The organism is Sphingomonas sp. BE123 (assembly GCF_031456015.1).
Taxonomy (GTDB): domain Bacteria; phylum Pseudomonadota; class Alphaproteobacteria; order Sphingomonadales; family Sphingomonadaceae; genus Sphingomonas.
This window is the reverse complement of the sequence record NZ_JAVDTW010000001.1, coordinates 393,096-410,738: the sequence shown is the minus strand read 5'-3', so window position 1 is coordinate 410,738 and position 17,643 is coordinate 393,096. Positions and strand designations below refer to the sequence as shown.

Here is a 17,643-nt window from a genome sequence, read left to right as displayed (position 1 = left end):
GCGCGACACCGTCTTGACCCAAGGTAGGGAGACCATTTCGTGACCGCAATCATCGACATCCATGCGCGCCAGATTCTCGACAGCCGCGGCAACCCCACGGTCGAGGTCGATGTGTTGCTCGAAGACGGCAGCTTTGGCCGCGCCGCGGTCCCGTCGGGCGCGTCGACCGGCGCGCATGAAGCGGTCGAGAAGCGCGACGGCGACACGTCGGTCTATCTCGGCAAGGGCGTGCTTGAGGCGGTCGAGGGTGTGAACGGCGAGATTGCCGAGGAGATCACCGGCCTCGATGCCGAGGATCAGGCCGAGATCGATTACGCGATGATCGAGCTGGACGGCACCGAGAACAAGGGCCGGCTGGGCGCGAACGCAATCCTGGGCGTGAGCCTCGCGGTCGCCAAGGCGGCTGCGGATGCGCGCGGCCTGCCGCTCTACCGCTATGTCGGCGGTGTTTCGGCGCATGTCCTGCCGGTGCCGATGATGAACATCATCAATGGCGGCGAGCATGCCGACAATGCGATCGATTTCCAGGAGTTCATGATCGTCCCGGTCGGCGCGGACTCGCTGGCCGAAGCGGTGCGGTGTGGTGCGGAAATCTTCCACACGCTCAAAAAGGGCCTGCACGACAAGGGGCTGTCGACCGCGGTGGGCGACGAAGGTGGTTTCGCGCCGAACATCGCATCGACGCACGAAGCGCTCGACTTCATCATGGCGAGCATCGAGAAGGCCGGGTACACGCCCGGCGATGACGTCATGCTCGCGCTCGATTGCGCAGCGACCGAATATTATCGCGACGGCGCGTACAAGATGGTGGGTGAGGGCAAGACGCTGACGTCGGCGCAGAATGCCGATTTCCTCGCCGAGCTGTGCGCCGGCTACCCGATTTTCTCGATCGAGGACGGCATGGCCGAGGACGATTGGGACGGGTGGAAGCTGCTGACCGAAAAGCTGGGCGGCAAGGTTCAGCTGGTCGGCGACGATCTGTTCGTGACCAACCCGAAGCGGCTGAAGCGCGGCATCGATGGCGGTTTCGCCAACTCGCTGCTGGTCAAGGTCAACCAGATCGGCACGCTGACCGAAACGCTGGAGGCGGTCAGCCTGGCGCAGCGTTCCTCCTACACCGCCGTGATGTCGCACCGTTCGGGCGAGACCGAGGACGCGACGATCGCCGATCTCGCGGTTGCGACCAATTGCGGGCAGATCAAGACGGGTTCGCTCGCGCGCTCTGACCGGCTTGCCAAGTACAACCAGCTGATCCGGATCGAGGAAGAGCTGGGCGATGCGGCAGTTTATGCGGGGCGCGGCATTCTACGGGGTTGATCGACGAATCGGTTTGCGCGACATTAACCCAATGAGCCGCGCAACACCGTTCAAGACGATCCTCAGCCGGGCAGGACTGCCTGCCGTCGCGATCATGTTCATGGGCTTTTTTGCCTATGCGGCGGTGCTCGGGCCCAATGGCGTGCTGGTCTATGGCGATTACAAGCGCCAGCTGGCCGCCAAACAGGCCGAACTTGCCCGGCTTGAGAAGCAGCGGGCCGAGCTGCGCAATCGGGTGGCACTGCTCAAGCAGAGCGGTGCCGACCCCGACATGGTCGACGAACTGACCCGCAAGAAGCTGAACGTCGTGCACCCCGACGAGGTGATCGTCGCGCTCGACTGACTCGATCGCGGCGAACCCCGCCCCGACGCCGTAGCGTTAGATGCGATCGTAACTACCCGCGCTTGCCATTGCGCCCGGGGCGATAACCGGCCTATAGGGCCGCTTCCATCTTTCCCCAGGATGAGGATCATCGTGGCAAAAGCACCGGCCAAGAGCCGCACTAACGAACCAGCTCCAACCAACCGTGAGCGTCCGAACGAACCGCAACGGTACAATGCGTCGAAGGAGGAGCTGCTCGAATTCTATCGCCAGATGCTGCTCATCCGCCGTTTCGAGGAAAAGGCGGGCCAGCTTTACGGCCTCGGCTTCATCGGCGGCTTCTGTCACCTGTATATCGGGCAGGAAGCGGTCGCGGTCGGCCTGCAGTCGGCACTGGACGGCGATAAGGATTCGGTGATTACCGGCTATCGCGACCATGGCCACATGCTCGCTTACGGCATCGATCCCAAGGAGATCATGGCGGAGCTCACCGGTCGCGCTGCGGGCATCAGCCGCGGCAAGGGCGGGTCGATGCACATGTTCTCGACCGAGAAGAAGTTCTACGGTGGGCACGGCATCGTCGGCGCGCAGGTGTCGCTTGGCGCGGGCCTTGCCTTTGCGCACAAATATCGCGGTGACGGTGGCGTCGCCATGGCCTATTTCGGCGACGGCGCCGCGAACCAGGGCCAGGTCTATGAGACCTTCAACATGGCCGAGCTGTGGAAGCTTCCGATCATCTTCGTGATCGAGAACAACCAGTACGCCATGGGCACCAGCGTCAATCGCGCATCGTCCGAGGACCAGCTGTACAAGCGTGGCGAAAGCTTCCGCATTCCCGGCATCCAGGTCGACGGCATGGACGTGCTGGCGTGCCGTGGTGCCGCCGAAGAAGCGCTGGCATGGGTCCGCGCGGGCAAGGGCCCGATCATCCTCGAGATGAAGACCTATCGCTATCGCGGCCATTCGATGTCCGACCCGGCCAAGTACCGCTCGCGCGACGAGGTCCAGTCGGTGCGCGAGAAGAGCGATCCGATCGAAGGCGTGAAGAAGGAACTGGAGGCCATCGGCGTCAAGGAAGACGAGCTGAAGGCGATCGAGGCCGAGATTCGCAAGGCAGTGAACGAGTCGGCGGACTTCGCCGAGCAGGCGCCGGAGCCGGATCCGGCCGAGCTGTATACCGACGTTCTGGTGGAGACGTACTGAAATGGCGATCGAGCTGAAGATGCCCGCGCTCTCGCCCACGATGGAAGAGGGAACCCTCGCCAAGTGGCTGGTGAAGGAAGGCGACACGATCAAGTCGGGCGACATCATCGCCGAGATCGAAACCGACAAGGCGACGATGGAATTCGAAGCGGTCGATGAAGGCACGCTGGCGCAGATCCTGGTGGCCGAGGGCACCGACGGGGTGAAGGTCGGCACCGTGATCGCGACGATCGCGGCCGAGGGCGAGGATGCGTCGGCGCCTGCTCCGGCGGCGGCACCCGCTCCGGCGCCGAAGGCGGAAGAGCCCGCTGCGGGCGAAGATGGCGGCCCGAAAAAGGCTGACAGCGGCACCAAGCAGCTGGCGAGCGACAAGGCGGCGAGCGTGGTCGATCCGGAGGTTCCCGCGGGCACCGAAATGGTCAAGACGACCGTGCGTGAAGCGTTGCGCGATGCGATGGCCGAGGAAATGCGCGCGGACGACCGCGTGTTCGTGATGGGCGAGGAAGTCGCGGAATATCAGGGCGCCTACAAGGTGACCCAGGGGCTGCTCGACGAATTCGGCTCGCGCCGCGTGATCGACACCCCGATCACCGAATATGGCTTTGCCGGCATCGGTTCGGGCGCGGCGATGGGTGGCCTCAAGCCGATCGTCGAGTTCATGACGTTCAACTTCGCGATGCAGGCGATCGACCACATCATCAACTCGGCCGCGAAGACCAATTACATGTCGGGCGGCCAGATGCGCTGCCCGATCGTGTTCCGCGGTCCCAACGGCGCGGCGAGTCGCGTCGGCGCGCAGCACAGCCAGAATTACGGTCCGTGGTATGCCAGCGTTCCGGGCCTGATCGTGATCGCGCCCTATGACGCGGCGGATGCCAAGGGCCTGCTGAAGGCGGCGATCCGGTCGGAAGATCCGGTCGTGTTCCTCGAGAACGAACTGATGTACGGGCGCAGCTTCGACGTCCCCAAGCTCGACGACTGGGTGCTGCCGATCGGCAAGGCGCGCATCGTCCGCGAGGGCAAGGACGTGACGCTGGTCAGCTATTCGATCGGCGTTGGTGTCGCGCTCGAAGCCGCCGAGACGCTGGCCGCAGAGGGCATCGATGCCGAGGTGATCGACCTGCGCACGCTGCGCCCGCTCGACACCGACACGGTGCTCAAGAGCCTGAAGAAGACCAACCGCATGGTGGTGGTCGAGGAAGGCTGGCCGGTGTGCTCGATCGCGTCGGAAATCGTCGCGGTGTGCATGGAGCAGGGCTTCGACGATCTCGATGCTCCGGTGATCCGCGTGACCAACGAAGACGTCCCGCTGCCCTATGCCGCGAACCTCGAGAAACTCGCGCTGATCACCGCCGAGAAGGTGGTGGCCGGGGTGAAGAAGGTCACCTACCGCTGAACCGTTCGGTCCCTCCCCGGGAGGGGAGGGGCCTGAACGCGGTCAGCAGGTCGAGGCGGTGACGCCGGTAACCTGGTATACGCCGTTCGTGCCGCCGACTGTGTCGCGGCGATCGCGCACCATCATCGATGCCTCCTCACGAAAATTCATCGTGGGCGCGAGCGCGGCGCGCAACAGCGGCTGATATTCATAATAGACCTCGACATACATCACGACGCTGTCGGCCGGCGCGAGTGCAAGACGGCCGGTCTTTCCCATCCCGTTGAGGTTGGTTGCGCCTGCGCCACCATAGGCTGACGTCTGCGATGTCTTGGCGCCGCGGCAGCGTTGCCAACGGATGCGGTTCTTGCCGGCGTTGGCCGGATCCGGCTCAAGGCTGGAAATGATCACCCGGCCATTACTGAACAGGTCGAGCTCGCCCGATTGCAGACCCGCGCCAGTGAGCAGGTCATTGATGTCGGCTTCATTGATCGTCTTCGCCTGAAGCTGGCTGCCTGATCCGATCCGGGCCGCATTGTCGGCAAGATGCAGCGCGATCTGACTGACGCGCATACGCGTGACGATGTAGCTGGTCAGTTCCGCACCGGCCAGGCTGAGCATCAGCAGCAGGGGCAGCGAAAGCGCGAATTCAAGCAGCGCCAACCCCTGGCGGTCGCGGCGCAGGCGGCGCAGCGTGCGGACCACGGCCGAGCGGCCCGCGATCATAGCAGGCAGAGCCCAAACAGCCCATTATTGCAGCCGGCGGTCGGGGTCGGACTTGGGCTGGCCGACGGGCTAACGGTGGGGGCGGGGGTCGGGCTGCTGGTGTTGACCGGAACCGGCGACGCTTCGATCGCTGGCGGACAGTTGCGCACCTGGCTCGCGCCATAGCTGCCCTGATCGCTATAGGGCTGGTTGCGCAGGACGGTCGAGGCGGTGATCGTGGTGGTGCGCGATCCGCCGATCAGATTGTAGAGCGGAAACATCCGCGGATAGCTGGCGGTCACCGTGTAGAGCGTCGCATCCTTCGCCCCGCCCTGGCCGGCATTTGCGCCGTCCCGGTCCCAGACGCCGTTTCCGTTCACATCTTCATACGGCTCGCTGCCATCGCATACACGATTGCCGTTCGTGTCCGTCCACGCCTCGGCCCGTGCCGCAGCGGCATCGCTGAAGGTTCGGTAGAAACGCCGGTTGATGGTGATCGTCGCATTGTTCGCGAGCGCCTTCACCTGCGCCCTGACCTTGTTGTCCAGCGCCGCCTGCGCGCCGGATTCCAGCCCGCTTTCAAGGGTCGAGTCGCGCGCGGTCTTCTGCACCACGCCCTGAATTGCCGCGCGGGTGTAGAGCGTATGCGCCACATCGAATGCGCCAAGCAGCGCCAGCCCGAGCACAGGCGCCACCATCGCGAATTCGACGATGGTGGCGCCCGCCTCGTCGCGCCGGAGCGCGCCGGGGGCAAAGCGGCGGAGGGAGAATCGCCGCTTCACCGGGTAAGCCTCAGCTGGGAGATCTGGTCGGCAATCGACTTGAACGTGTTCTGCAGATCGGCCGAGTTGCGCGCGGCGAAGTAGCGACCCGTGGTCGCGCAGCTCTGCATCATTCCCTCAATCGTGGGTGACGATGCACCGAACCAGATTACCCATAAGGTGATGTTCTTGTTCTTGATCGCAGTGCAGATTGCCTGGGTCCGTGCGTTGACCTGCTGGGTGATCGTGCCGGTGGTTAGGCAGCCCCCCGTCGGCGCACTGGCAGGGTCGGTGATGCGGCGGTCCAGCCAGTGAAAGCCATAGGCGCCATAGTCGGTTTCGTTGGTACACGCTTCACCGTCGGTCATGAAGATCATGTGCCGTTCGATTTCACCGCCTTGCGGCGTGTACTCGTTTTCGGACCGGAAGATCCCGGTTGGCGACAGGAAACGCGCGCCCCACAAAAGGCCGATGTCGTGATAGGTGTTCCCGTTCGGGGTCAGATTGTCGACATAGCTTTCAAAGGCGGAAGCCGTCGGCCAGGCCTGCAGCTTCTTTGCCTGTTCAGGACAGAAATATGGAACAGCGTTGTAATAGTTGGCGGTCGTGTAAGCGTCGTTGCGGTCCAGTTCGGACCAGTAGTTCTGGACATCGCGGGCATAGATGGCCTGTTGCAGCGCCGGGCCCCATTGCGTGGTCGCGTCCCCGGCAACCGGCGCTGAATCGATGTCAAGATCCTTTGCACCCGCGGGAATGGGGTCGTAGCTCGCCTGACTGACCGTCGCGCGCTCCTCGATGCAACCGTCCCACGTCAGGGTCCGCATCGTGCCATTCGAACCGATCGGCAGCTGGAGCGTGTTATTCCAGCTGGTCCCGTTCTTCAGGCCCGAGACATTGTGTGCGATCCGGCCATAATGCCAGCGCCGAAAGGTCTGTTCGTTGATGGTCTGGGCCGTCTGGGTATGCTGAACGACCGTGTAGCTGCCGGTCCCCTTGTAGCGGACCGAGACGGAACAGCTCCAGCCAGACCAGGATGTCCCATAATCGACATTGTAGCGCGAGTAGGTGCGCGTCTGCCAGGTCCGCGTCGTGCCGCTGGTGACGACGGGTGTGTCGACCTGATAGGTTCCGGACACATTGTTCTGATCCGCCGGGGCGCTCCAGCACGAGTGGCCGGTCCCCTGCCAGTTGCTCCACTCGCTCTCGCCGCTACCGGGCGAGCCCGTGGTGTCGACGACCGCGCCCCATTCAAGCCGCTGGGTGATTTCCCATTCGGGTTCGCGCGATTGATAGGACCAGGTGTCCGCGATGTAGCTGGTCGGGAGCAGCTTTCCGACATTCACGTTGGACGCGTAGGGCATGAACCCGAACCGGACCTGGACCGTCGACCCGGTGCCGCCAGAGGGGGTGCCGGTGGCGCAATTCTCGTTCGTGTCCAGGCGGCCGACGATCTCGTAGAAGCATTTCACCGCCGAGCGGAGCGCTTCCATCTTGGTCTGGGTGTCGGTGTCGATGGCCTTGCTGCCCATCGACCCGGTTGTGTCGAGCACGAACATCACATCGGTATTGGGCAGGCGCATTTCCGCGTCGCACGTGACGCTGAGCGTTTCGGTGGTTTTCCCGAGCACGCGCATCAACGTCATCGGCAGCGTCGCGCTGGCGGTTCCGGTGACCTTGCCGGCGCTTTCGGTGAAGCTGCGCGTGACGGTGGACGCCCCATAGGGGCTGGCCTGGATATTCGCGTCGAAGAAGCGTTCGGCAGCGGCGCGCGCCGCATGGTTGTTGAACGCCCAGGTGCCGCCGCCCATTTGCTTGCGGCCGGCGAGCGCGCCGGCGTCGCAGGCATGTTGCAGCCGCGTCTTGACGATGTACATGCGGCTCAAGTCGACCCCGCCGCCGACCATGCCGGCAAGCGGGACCAGCGATGCGGCGATGATCGCCAGCGTGTTGCCGCGACGGTCGCGGGCAAGCCGGCCCATAAGGGCCCGGGCGTTGGTCATGGCGGTTGGGCGCGGCGACATCGACAGAAAGCTTCCCCCGTTCACTACGGGCTATGCCGGAAGTTGGGCTAACGGGGGTTGAAAGAGGATGGTTAACGCGATGCCGGGAAACGCGGGCGGTTGGCAGCGGGACGATGGTGAATCGCCTGAGCGCGGGCTGATCCTGGCCTACGCCCCAACGATCGATGCGGCCAATGCGCTTGCCGCGTTGCTGGCGCTGGACGACCGGCTGGGCGAAACATTGCGGACGACCAGCGAGCCGATGCTCGGCCAGATCCGCCTGAAATGGTGGGAAGACGCGCTGGAAGCGCTCGACCGGGCGCCGGCCCCGGCTGAGCCGGTGCTGCAGGGGATTGCCGCTGCGGTCGTGCGGCCCGACGTGACGGGCGGTGCGGTAGCGGGGATCGTCGCCGGCTGGAGCGTGCTGCTCGACCCCGAACTCGATGCGGAAGCGCTGCGCGCGCATGGCGAACGCGGTGCGCGGTTGTTTACGCTGGCGGGACGGATTGCCGGGGCGGCGGAGCGCGATCCGGTGGCGGTTGCCGGACAGGGCTGGGCGCTGGCGGATCTGGCGCTGAAGCTGAGCGATCCGGGTGAAGCTGCCGCCGCGCGGGCCGTGGCCGAGGTGGCGCTGGACCAGGCGTGCAGCGCGCGGTGGAGCCGGAATGGCCGGGCGTTGGGGGCAATGGCGCATCTCGCGCGGCTGGACCTCGCCGGGGTGGAGCGTGGGTCGCCGCGGCGGATGCTGCGGGCGCTGTGGCACCGGATGAGCGGGCGGTGACGGCTTGCCGCTGCGGTGCGATCCGCTAGCCTGATCCCAGGCCAGGGGAGAGTCGGGATGTGGCGATATGTTGCCGGCGGGGTCGCGGCGCTGCTGATGGCGGGTGCCGGGGTTTTTCTGTTCCAGAGCAAGGCGACACCGGATCCGCTGCCGACGCCGCCGGCGGCAGAGGCACGGCCGGAAGCACCATCGGCCGCTGCTGATTCGGCCGAAGTGCCGCAGGCCCCGGACCGGAGTCGGGAGGAAAAACGGTTCGACCGGAACGACAAGGACCGGAATGGACTCATTTCCCTCGCCGAACTCCAGCAACCCCGGCGCAAGGCCTTTGCCAAGCTCGACAGCAATGGCGACGGCAGGCTGTCGTTCGAGGAATGGTCGGTGCGCACCTCGACCCGCTTTGCCGCCGCCGACACGGACAAGTCGGGGACGCTGACCCGCGCCGAATTCGCCACCACCGCGCCGAAGCGCAAGGCCAGGACCACCCCGCGCTGCGACTGTCGCGCCGAAGTGGCCAAGGCGCTGGCGGAGGCCGAGGAGTAGCTCAGGCCGCCTTGAGCCACTCCGCAAAGGCGGTGCGGGCACGGGCGGTGTAGAGCAATTTGCGGTCGGCCTTCTTCGTCCGCCCCGCAATCGGTGGCATCAGGCCGAAATTGACGTTCATCGGCTGATAGGTCTCGACCTCCGCCCCTCCGGTGATGTGGCCGAGCAGCGCGCCGAGCGCGGTTTCGACCGGAGGCGGGGCGAGGTCGCGGCCCAGAAGCTCCGCCGCGGCGAACCGGCCCGCCAACAGCCCGATCGCACTGCTTTCGACATAGCCCTCGCACCCCGTCACTTGGCCCGCAAAGCGGATATGCGGGCGGCTCTTCAGCCGCAGCGTCGGATCGAGCAGCTCGGGCGAGCGAATGAAGGTGTTGCGGTGGAGGCCGCCAAGCCGGGCGAATTCGGCGTTCTCAAGCCCCGGAATGGTGCGGAACAGGCGGACCTGCTCGGCATATTTGAGCTTGGTCTGGAAGCCGACCATGTTCCACAGCGTGCCGGTGGCATTGTCCTGCCGCAGCTGGACCACGGCATAGGGCCAGCGGCCATTGGGGAATTCGTCGCAGGCGGTGCGTGGATCATCGAGCCCGACGCCCTTCATCGGGCCGTAGCGCAGCGTATCGACACCGCGCTCGGCCATCACCTCGATCGGCATGCATCCGTCGAAATAGGGGACGTTCTCCCACTCCTTGAACTCGGTCTTTTCGCCGTCGAGCAGGCCCTGATGAAATGCCAGATACTCGTCCTTGGTCAGCGGGCAGTTGATGTAATCCTTGCCGTTCCCGCCGGGGCCGACCTTGTCCCAGCGCGACTGAAACCATGCCTTGTCCATGTCGATGCTCTCGAAATGGACGATCGGGGCGATGGCGTCGAAAAAGGCGAGGGCGTCGCTGCCGGTGGCGGCGCCGATACTGTCGGCCAGACCGGGGGCGGTGAGCGGGCCGGTGGCCACGATCGTCAGCCCCTCGGCCGGAAGCTGATCGATGCGTTCGCGCACGATGGTGATGTTGGGATGCGCTTCGAGTGCGGAAGTGACGCCTTGCGAGAACAGGTCGCGGTCCACCGCGAGCGCAGAGCCGGCCGGCACCTTGTGCGCGTCGCCCTGCGCCATGATCAGCGACCCGAGGTCGCGCATCTCCTGATGCAGCAGGCCCACCGCGTTGCGTTCGGCATCGTCGGAGCGGAAGCTGTTCGAGCAGACCAGTTCGGCAAGACCATCGGTCTGGTGCGCGGGGGTCATGTCGCCGCCGCCCCGCATTTCGGACAGCTTCACACGGATGCCGGCATTGGCGAGCTGCCACGCCGCTTCGGACCCGGCGAGACCGCCGCCGATGATATGGACTTGATGACTATTCATTCGGATCGAGCCTGACACCCTTTGGTGGGGAAACTGACAAAAAATGCGGGTTGTCATGCGCGTGCTTGACACGTGTCCGGCGGTGCCGGACCCCTGCGACGCCCTTACGCGAAGCGGGGCCTTGTAGGAAAGAGGATGCGATGGGGTGGCTGTTCGGGGCGGCGGTGATCGCGGGGGCGAGTTACTGCCTGGAGGCATGGGGACTGATCGATCCGGGCGTGTGGGGTCCGGCATGGAAGACGAGTGGCGTGGCGCTGCTCGCGCTATGGGCGGCGACGCGGGCGCGGGGCGTGGACGGGTGGCTGCTCACCGGCGCGCTGGCGCTGGGGGCGCTGGGCGATTTGTTGCTGGAGACGCACGGGCTGGTGGTCGGCGGCGCGGCGTTTGCGGCGGGGCATCTGACCGCGTGCGTGCTGTATCTGCGCAACCGGCGGACGGCGTTAACGGTGAGCCAGAAGGCGTTTGGGTGGCTGCTGGCCCCGGCGACGATCGGGATTGCGGCGCTGTTTGCGGCTCCGGCGGGCGGGGCGGTGCAGGCGGGGGCCTATTCGGCATTTCTGGGCGTGATGGCCGCGCTGGCGTGGACCAGCCGCTTTCCGCGCTATCGCGTCGGGCTGGGCGCGGTGCTGTTCGTCATTTCGGACCTGCTGATCTTCTCGCGCTTCGGACCGCTGGAAGGGTCGGCGATCCCCGGCCTGTTGATCTGGCCCACTTACTTCGCAGCGCAGGCGTTGATCGCGTGGGGGGTCGGTGGGGCGCTGTCGTCGGACCAGCGGGTGCCGTAGCGGACGATCGTCGCGCACATTGCGCCGGTCGCGATCAAGGCAAAGCCGATCGGCGTATCGGGAGCGAAGTCGAGCGCGGCCGCGGCAGCCGCGGTGGTCGCCCCGCCAACGAGCGCCCACGCTGCCGGATGGGCCAGCCCCGGATTGCGGGCTGCGATCCAGCCCATCGCGGTTCCACCCAGCCACACCGGCAGCGCCGCGAGGACGGACCCGAGCACGATCGACGCGGCGGTTACTGGCAGCATCACCGCACCATCGACCACGACGGGATGCAGTGCCATTGACCGGGCCGGGTCGAGCGCCAGCGGTGCAAGGCCGAGGGTCGACAGAAAGATCGGCCCGGCGGCGAGGGTGGCAACGAATCCACCGCGATAGAAGCGGACGTGCATCATTGGTCTCCGGTGATGGCGCGGATCAGGGGGATGCGGCGCATCCGCTGCGAGATGCGCCGCACCTGGTCAGGCGGCGGCCGGCCGCGCTTCGTGACTGAGCCAGCTGTTCACCTTGCGCCCGAATTGCGCGATCGCGCCCATGTTGAAGAAGTGCATCGCGCCGAGCACGATCACCGCTAGCCCGACCTTGCTGCTGAGGAAGCGGATTGCTTCCGGAACCGTGGTCGGTTCATTCCCCAGGCTGAGCGTCAGGGTGATGAAGCCGAGGTTGATCAGATAGAAGCCGACGACAAGCAGATGGTTCGTGGAGTGCGCCAGCGTCTCATTCTGGCCGAAGCACTGCATCAGGAACACGATGCCGTTGCGACTGAGCGTCCGCGCGACCCAGATGGTGAGCGCGATGGTGATTGCGAGATAGAGCGCATAGACGGTCTCGATCATCGTACTTCTCCTTGCAGTTATTTCTGGAAATACCGAAACTGATTGGCGTGCGAATGTCGGGCGAGCAGAACGGGGTCAGTCCTTTTTCGAAGCGCCGGGAATGAAGCGTGCCACTTTCCCGCCAAGCTTCATGAGCGTGACGAGGGTTGGCTTGGGCAGGACGCGGACCTGGTCGTACCAGCCGCCCAGGGTGCCGATGAATTCGTGCATCCGCCCGATCCGCTCGCGCACCTGCGTCGGGGCGCTCTGGTCGGCGGCGAGGCGTTGGGCGAGTTCGCCGAGGAGTTGCACCGTGGGGTCGATTTCGCGCCGCTTGCGCTCGGCGACGATGCGCATGAGCATGTCCCACAGGTCGGTTTCCGCGACGAAGTGATCGCGACGGTCGCCCTCGACATGGACGCGGCGGACGATGCTGTAGCCCTGTAGTTCCTTGAGCCCGGTCGAGACGTTGGAGCGGGCAAGGCCGAGCGTTTCGACGATCTCATCGGCGTGCAGCGGGCGGTCGGCAAGGTAAAGCAGCGCGTGGATCTGCGCGACGGAGCGGTTGACGCCCCAATGCGTTCCCATCTCACCCCAGTGGAGGATGAAGGCCTTTGCGTCGGGATGCTCTGCGAAACGGGTCATGATGTAATTTCTGTAATTACAGAAATCAGGGGAGTCAATCTTGGTTTTCACCATCGGATATGAGGGGGCGACGATCGCATCGTTTCTTGCGGCGTTGGAGCAGGCAGGGGTGCGGCAGGTGATCGACGTGCGGCAATTGCCGCTCTCGCGTCGGCCTGGCTTTTCGAAATCGTCGCTGGCGGCGGCGCTGGCGGAGCGGGGCATCGGCTATGTGCACCTAAAGGCGTTGGGGACACCCAAGCCGGGCCGCGATGCAGCCAAGAAGGGCGATCGGCGGACGCTCGAGGCGGTCTATGCCGGACAGCGCTCGAGCTGCCGGAAGCGCAGGCGCAGGCGGCACAAATGCGGGCGTTGATCGCAGAGACGCCGAGCGCGTTGCTGTGCTTCGAGCGGGATCCATGCCTCTGCCACCGAACGTTGTTGCTGGAGGCGGAGGGCGAAGGCGTCGAGGTGGTGGACCTGTTTGCCGACGAAGTGTTCGCGGCATAAGCAGCGGCGCGGGCGCCGGCACCGTCGCGACCCTGCGCTGCGAAGAAGCCCGACTCCGGCTCAACGCCGGGGACGATCGGTTAGCCGGTGACTGGCAGCGCGACCGAACCGTCTTCAGTTCGCTCGAGCGGGGAATAGGCCACCACCGTCTCGAGCGTGAGTGCGCCATAGAGGTGCGGGAACTCCGCGCCGCCGCGCGAGACTTCCCAGCGGATCGCGTCGCCGAGCGCGTCGAGATCGACGGCCGCGACCCACAGGTCGGGCTGGTCGGCGAAATGCTTGTCGACCGTCTCGGTCAGCTGGGCTGCGGTGGAGAGGTGGATATAGCCGTCCTGAATGTCGATCGGCGCGCCCTCGAACCGGCCCGCCTCGAGATCGGCCATCTGGGGAGCGGTCAGCACCTTGTAGGCGGTGGTGGGACGAGACATTTCAATTCCTTCAAGTGCCGGCGAGCGTCGCGAGATAGCGCGCGGCGTGATGGGTGTTCAAACGCACCCATAGCGGCTTGTGATCCGAAATCTGCCAGGTGCGCCAGTCGTCGGCATAATAGTTGGCGAGGTCGGTTGCCTTTTTGCCCTCGGTCGTCGCTGCGGCGGCGGCCTGATAATCGGGCAAATCCTCGGGGCGGAAGATGCTTTCGAAGATTTCGAAGATGCCGGCATTGCGCGCCGATGCGGGGCCGCTGTCGATATAGTCGATCACCGCCGGGTCGGCGATGAAGGCGATCTGATCGTAATATTTGGTGCGGTCGAGATTGCTGGGCGCGTCGAGCCGCTTGGGGGTCTTGAAGCCGTGCGCCTTGAGCGCCTTCATCGTCTCATGCTCGGGATGGACGATGTTGAAGTCGCCGAGCAGGATCGTCGCGCGGCCACTGTCCCGGGCGATGTCGGCGAGACTGGCGAGATATTTGGCGACGCGGTCGATCTCCGCGATGCGCTCCTGCAGTTCCGCGCCGCGCTCATCGCCATAATAGAGGTGGACGGTGCAGATATCGAACTTGAACCAGCCCGACTGGAAGCGCGCCATGAACGGGGTGCGGCGGAACTGCTTGCCTTGCGCCAGCTTGTCGGTGCTGGTGCCGGTGGTGGCGGAGATGAGCATGTCGGCGGGCAGGACGATCTCGCCCGCGATCTTCTGAAACCATACTTTGCGCTTGTCGAAGGCATAGAGCAGCCGCTCGCCATTGCCGCCGAGCTTGCGATGGGTGACGTCGGTCGCGATGAAGTCCCAATCGGGGCCGAGGATCGCCATGATGTCGTACCAAGGGCCCAGCTCGTTCACCTCCTGCACCGCGACGAAATCGAAGCGGGAGATGATCTCGGCGATGTAGAACAGGCTTTCGGGGAGGCGGTTGCCATGGCCCCAGCCTTTGCCGGCCTTGCCGAGATCGCGGATGTTCCAGGTGGCGAGCAGCAGGTTGCGCTCGCTGTCCTTGTCCGGGATGTCGCGGTCGAGCTGGGCGATCAGCCGCTGGAGATGCGCGACGACACGCGGGCGATCGGCGGCGGCAATGCGTGATTTCAGCAGGCTGTATTGCATGGGACGGCTCCCCCGGATGCTGGCCGGGGGAGCCTAGTCCATTTCGGTTACGGTACGAAGATCATTCGCCGCCTTCGGGGCCCGCGGCGAGGTCGTCGCCGGGGGTGGCGTCGGGCAGGGCAGCGGTTTCGGTTTCGCCATCGGCCAGATTGACCTCGGCGTCCTCCTCGCTCTCCTCGATCCGCGCGGCGGAGACGACCTGCTCGCCCGGCGCGACGTGGAACAGGCGCACGCCGGCCGAGCCGCGCCCGATGACGCGCAACGAGCTGAGCGGCAGGCGGATCATCTTGGCCTGGTCGGTCACCAGCATCAGCTGGTCCGACTGGGTCGCCGGGAAGCTGGCCAGCACCGCGCCGTTGCGCGCGATATTGTCGATGTTCGTGATGCCCTGACCCCCGCGACCGGTGCGGCGATATTCATAGGCGGAGCTGAGCTTGCCATAGCCATTGGCGCAGACGGTCAGAATGAACTGCTCCTTGGCGCGCAGCTCTTCGAACCGTTCGGGCGACAAATCGGGCTCGCCTTCCTTCTCCGCCTTCCACGGGGCGAAGCGGAGATAGGCTTCGCGCTCCTCGGCCGTGGTGCCGACGCGGTGGAGGATCGACAGCGAGATCACCTGATCGTCGCCCAGCAGGCGCATGCCGCGCACGCCGGTCGAATTGCGGCTCTGGAATTCGCGGACTTCGTCGCCGGCGAAGCGGATCGCCTTGCCCGCGCGGCTGGCGAGCAGGACGTCGTCGCCCTCGTCGAGCAGGGCGACGCCGATCAGGCGGTCATCCTCGTCCTCGCCCTCGAACTTCATCGCGATCTTGCCGTTGCTAGGCACGTTGGTGAACGCGTCCATGGAGTTGCGGCGGACATTGCCCTTGGCGGTCGCGAACATGACGTGGAGCTTGCCCCACTCGCTCTCGTCCTCGGGCAGCGGGAGCACGGTCGAGATGGTTTCCCCGGCCGCGAGCGGCAGGAGGTTGATCATCGGCCGCCCGCGCGTGGCGGGGCCGCCTTCGGGCAGCTTCCACACCTTCATGCGATAGACGCGGCCGAGGGTGGAGAAGAACAGCACCGGGGTATGGGTCGAGGTCACGAACAGCTCGGTGATCGCGTCCTCGTCCTTGGTCGCCATGCCGGCGCGGCCCTTGCCGCCGCGCGCCTGGGCGCGGAAGGCGTCGAGCGGGGTGCGCTTGATATAGCCCTGCATCGTCACGGTGACGACCATGTCCTCGCGCTCGATCAGGTCTTCGTCCTCGATCCCGTCGGCGGCGGCGGCGATTTCGGTGCGGCGCGGCGTCGCATACTGGTCGCGCACGGCAACCAGCTCTTCGCGCAGCACTTCGTAGAGCTTGGCGCGGTTGGCGAGGATTTCGAGCAGTTCGGCGATCGAGTCCGCGAGTTCCTTCAGCTCGTCGCCAATCTCGTCGCGGCCCAAAGCGGTCAGGCGGTGCAGCCGCAGGTCGAGGATCGCGCGAACCTGAACGTCCGACAGGCGATAGGTGTCGCCGCTGACCTCGGTCTCCACCGCTTCGACGAGGCGGATGTACGGCGCGATCTCGGCAATTGGCCAGTCGCGCATCAGCAGCGATTCGCGCGCTGCGGCGGGGCTGGACGACCCGCGGATGATGCGGACAACCTCATCGAGGTTGGTGACCGCGATGACGAGGCCGAGCAAAATGTGCGCGCGGTCGCGCGCCTTGGCGAGTTCGAACTTCGATCGGCGGGTGATCACCTGCTCGCGGAAGCGGACGAACGCTTCAATGATGTCGCGCAGGTTGAGCAGTTCGGGGCGACCGCCGCGGATCGCGAGCATGTTGGCCGGGAAGCTCTGCTGCGCCGGGGTGTTGCGCCAGATCTGGTTGAGCACGACTTCGGGCGTCGCGTCGCGCTTGAGGTCGATGACGATGCGCACGCCTTCGCGCGACGATTCGTCGCGGATGTCGCTGATCCCCTCGACCCGCTTTTCCTTCGCAGCTTCGGCGATCTTTTCGACCAGCGCGTTCTTGCCCTGCTGGTACGGGATTTCGGTGAGGACGATCGAGCGGCGCTCACCGCGCTGTTCGGTGATGTAGCGGCTGCGCACGATGATCGAGCCGCGGCCCGACTGGTAGGCACTGCGGCAGCCCGAGCGGCCGAGAATCTGCGCGCCGGTCGGGAAGTCCGGACCGGGCACGATCTCCATCAGCTCTTCGATCGTGATCGCGCCATTGTCGATATAGGCGAGGCACGCATCGACCACTTCGCCAAGGTTATGCGGCGGGATGTTGGTCGCCATGCCGACCGCGATGCCGCCCGCGCCGTTGACGAGCAGGTTCGGGTAGCGGGCGGGGAGGACGGTCGGCTCGCTTTCGGAGCCGTCGTAATTGTCCTGAAAGTCTACCGTATCCTTGTCGATATCGTCGAGCAGCGACATCGCGACCTTGGCCAGACGCGCTTCGGTGTAACGCATCGCGGCGGGCGGATCGGGATCCATCGAACCGAAATTGCCCTGACCGTCGATCAGCGGCACGCGCATCGCCCAATCCTGGGCCATGCGCGCCATCGCGTCATAGATCGAGCTGTCGCCGTGCGGGTGATATTTACCCATCACGTCACCGACAAGGCGGGCAGACTTGCGATAGGCGCGGCCGGGGAGGTAGCCGCCCTCCTGCGCTGCGTAGAGAATGCGGCGGTGGACGGGCTTCAGGCCGTCACGGACATCGGGCAAAGCGCGCGCCACGATCACGCTCATCGCGTAATCGAGGTAGCTGGTCTTCATCTCGTCGACGATCGAGATGGGGGTGATATCGGAAGGGTCCGCGAGGACGGTCTCGTCGGTCAAGTTGCGATGCTTTCGATGGGTTGTGTCAGTGTTGTGACCGCTCTAGCCGCCCCGTGGCTACCTGCCAAGCCCGCGCACCTGCGCGTGCCCGCGCGCTCGCGCGCGCACGAAGCGGGCAACCGGTGCGTTCAAAATGCGTTCAGGCGCGGGACAAGATGATGCTGGGCCGGATTCCCCGCCTTGACCGCGCGGGGCGGATTACT

17 protein-coding genes and 1 pseudogene are annotated in these 17,643 nt (G+C 65.4%); 8 read left to right on the top strand and 10 right to left on the bottom strand.

Annotation, left to right across the window (positions count from 1 at the left end; all coding sequences use genetic code 11):
- Positions 1–39 precede the first annotated feature (39 nt).
- The 4 genes from eno (at position 40) to J2Y54_RS01875 (ending at position 4,238) form a co-directional block, all read left to right on the top strand.
- The gene (gene eno / locus J2Y54_RS01890) at positions 40–1,317 is read left to right on the top strand and encodes a phosphopyruvate hydratase (protein WP_310036473.1); all 1,278 of its coding nucleotides are present in this window, start codon (positions 40–42) and stop codon (positions 1,315–1,317) included.
- Positions 1,318–1,348: 31 nt separating this feature from the next.
- Positions 1,349–1,660 (top strand): septum formation initiator family protein, encoded by a 312-nt coding sequence (locus J2Y54_RS01885; RefSeq protein WP_310036472.1) that lies wholly within the window; start codon positions 1,349–1,351, stop codon positions 1,658–1,660.
- A gap of 120 nt (positions 1,661–1,780) precedes the next feature.
- The gene (pdhA, locus tag J2Y54_RS01880) at positions 1,781–2,842 is read left to right on the top strand and encodes a pyruvate dehydrogenase (acetyl-transferring) E1 component subunit alpha (RefSeq protein ID WP_405052861.1); all 1,062 of its coding nucleotides are present in this window, start codon (positions 1,781–1,783) and stop codon (positions 2,840–2,842) included.
- Between the two features lies 1 nt (position 2,843).
- Positions 2,844–4,238, top strand: coding sequence for a pyruvate dehydrogenase complex E1 component subunit beta (locus J2Y54_RS01875; RefSeq protein WP_310036470.1), 1,395 nt, complete (start codon positions 2,844–2,846; stop codon positions 4,236–4,238).
- A gap of 42 nt (positions 4,239–4,280) precedes the next feature.
- On the opposite strand, the gene J2Y54_RS01870 is transcribed toward J2Y54_RS01875, so the two are convergent.
- The 3 genes from J2Y54_RS01870 to J2Y54_RS01860 are packed head-to-tail and all read right to left on the bottom strand — an operon-like array spanning position 4,281 to position 7,683.
- Positions 4,281–4,943, bottom strand: coding sequence for a pilus assembly protein (locus tag J2Y54_RS01870; RefSeq protein WP_310036469.1), 663 nt, complete (start codon positions 4,941–4,943; stop codon positions 4,281–4,283).
- Positions 4,940–5,704 carry a pilus assembly protein gene (locus J2Y54_RS01865; RefSeq protein ID WP_310036468.1) on the bottom strand — a complete coding sequence of 255 codons (765 nt, stop codon included), beginning with the start codon at positions 5,702–5,704 and terminating at the stop codon, positions 4,940–4,942. Before J2Y54_RS01865 ends, J2Y54_RS01870 begins: the two co-directional genes overlap by 4 nt.
- Positions 5,701–7,683, bottom strand: coding sequence for a Tad domain-containing protein (locus J2Y54_RS01860; protein WP_310036466.1), 1,983 nt, complete (start codon positions 7,681–7,683; stop codon positions 5,701–5,703). The genes J2Y54_RS01865 and J2Y54_RS01860 overlap by 4 nt, the downstream gene beginning before the upstream one ends.
- Positions 7,684–7,771: 88 nt before the next feature.
- Between J2Y54_RS01860 and J2Y54_RS01855 the strand changes: the two genes are divergently transcribed.
- Together J2Y54_RS01855 and J2Y54_RS01850 are read left to right on the top strand one after the other, a co-directional pair.
- The gene (locus J2Y54_RS01855; protein WP_310036465.1) at positions 7,772–8,464 is read left to right on the top strand and encodes a hypothetical protein; all 693 of its coding nucleotides are present in this window, start codon (positions 7,772–7,774) and stop codon (positions 8,462–8,464) included.
- Positions 8,465–8,521: 57 nt separating this feature from the next.
- Positions 8,522–9,004 carry a histidine kinase gene (locus J2Y54_RS01850; protein ID WP_310036463.1) on the top strand — a complete coding sequence of 161 codons (483 nt, stop codon included), beginning with the start codon at positions 8,522–8,524 and terminating at the stop codon, positions 9,002–9,004.
- 1 nt (position 9,005) lies between these two features.
- Here J2Y54_RS01850 and trmFO read toward each other — a convergent pair whose 3' ends face one another.
- Positions 9,006–10,358 carry a methylenetetrahydrofolate--tRNA-(uracil(54)-C(5))-methyltransferase (FADH(2)-oxidizing) TrmFO gene (gene trmFO / locus J2Y54_RS01845; RefSeq protein WP_310036462.1) on the bottom strand — a complete coding sequence of 451 codons (1,353 nt, stop codon included), beginning with the start codon at positions 10,356–10,358 and terminating at the stop codon, positions 9,006–9,008.
- A 140-nt stretch (positions 10,359–10,498) separates the two neighbouring features.
- Between trmFO and J2Y54_RS01840 the strand changes: the two genes are divergently transcribed.
- Positions 10,499–11,143, top strand: a complete 645-nt coding sequence (locus J2Y54_RS01840) for a lysoplasmalogenase family protein (protein ID WP_310036460.1) — start codon at positions 10,499–10,501, stop codon at positions 11,141–11,143.
- On the opposite strand, the gene J2Y54_RS01835 is transcribed toward J2Y54_RS01840, so the two are convergent.
- The 3 genes from J2Y54_RS01835 to J2Y54_RS01825 form a co-directional block, all read right to left on the bottom strand.
- Positions 11,071–11,532: a hypothetical protein gene (locus tag J2Y54_RS01835; protein ID WP_310036459.1), complete on the bottom strand. Its 462-nt coding sequence runs from the start codon at positions 11,530–11,532 to the stop codon at positions 11,071–11,073. The two genes, J2Y54_RS01840 and J2Y54_RS01835, sit on opposite strands and share 73 nt — an antisense overlap.
- A 69-nt stretch (positions 11,533–11,601) precedes the next feature.
- Complete coding sequence (locus tag J2Y54_RS01830; protein ID WP_310036458.1) at positions 11,602–11,976, bottom strand: hypothetical protein; 375 nt, start codon at positions 11,974–11,976, stop codon at positions 11,602–11,604.
- A 75-nt stretch (positions 11,977–12,051) separates the two neighbouring features.
- Complete coding sequence (locus J2Y54_RS01825) at positions 12,052–12,600, bottom strand: MarR family transcriptional regulator (protein ID WP_310036457.1); 549 nt, start codon at positions 12,598–12,600, stop codon at positions 12,052–12,054.
- 37 nt (positions 12,601–12,637) lie between these two features.
- On the opposite strand from J2Y54_RS01825, the pseudogene J2Y54_RS01820 reads away from it, so the two are divergent.
- Positions 12,638–13,089 (top strand): annotated as a pseudogene (locus J2Y54_RS01820) (DUF488 family protein).
- Between the two features lie 80 nt (positions 13,090–13,169).
- On the opposite strand, the gene J2Y54_RS01815 reads toward J2Y54_RS01820, so the two are convergent.
- The 3 genes from J2Y54_RS01815 to gyrA all read right to left on the bottom strand — a co-directional run bounded on the left by J2Y54_RS01815 (position 13,170) and on the right by gyrA (position 17,440).
- Positions 13,170–13,517: a DUF952 domain-containing protein gene (locus J2Y54_RS01815; RefSeq protein WP_310036456.1), complete on the bottom strand. Its 348-nt coding sequence runs from the start codon at positions 13,515–13,517 to the stop codon at positions 13,170–13,172.
- A gap of 10 nt (positions 13,518–13,527) precedes the next feature.
- A complete protein-coding gene (locus tag J2Y54_RS01810; RefSeq protein WP_310036455.1) occupies positions 13,528–14,628 on the bottom strand; it encodes an endonuclease/exonuclease/phosphatase family protein in 1,101 nt (366 codons plus the stop codon).
- A 61-nt stretch (positions 14,629–14,689) separates the two neighbouring features.
- Entirely contained in the window at positions 14,690–17,440 is a 2,751-nt protein-coding gene (gyrA, locus tag J2Y54_RS01805) for a DNA gyrase subunit A (RefSeq protein ID WP_310036453.1), read from the bottom strand.
- Positions 17,441–17,643: the final 203 nt, after the last annotated feature.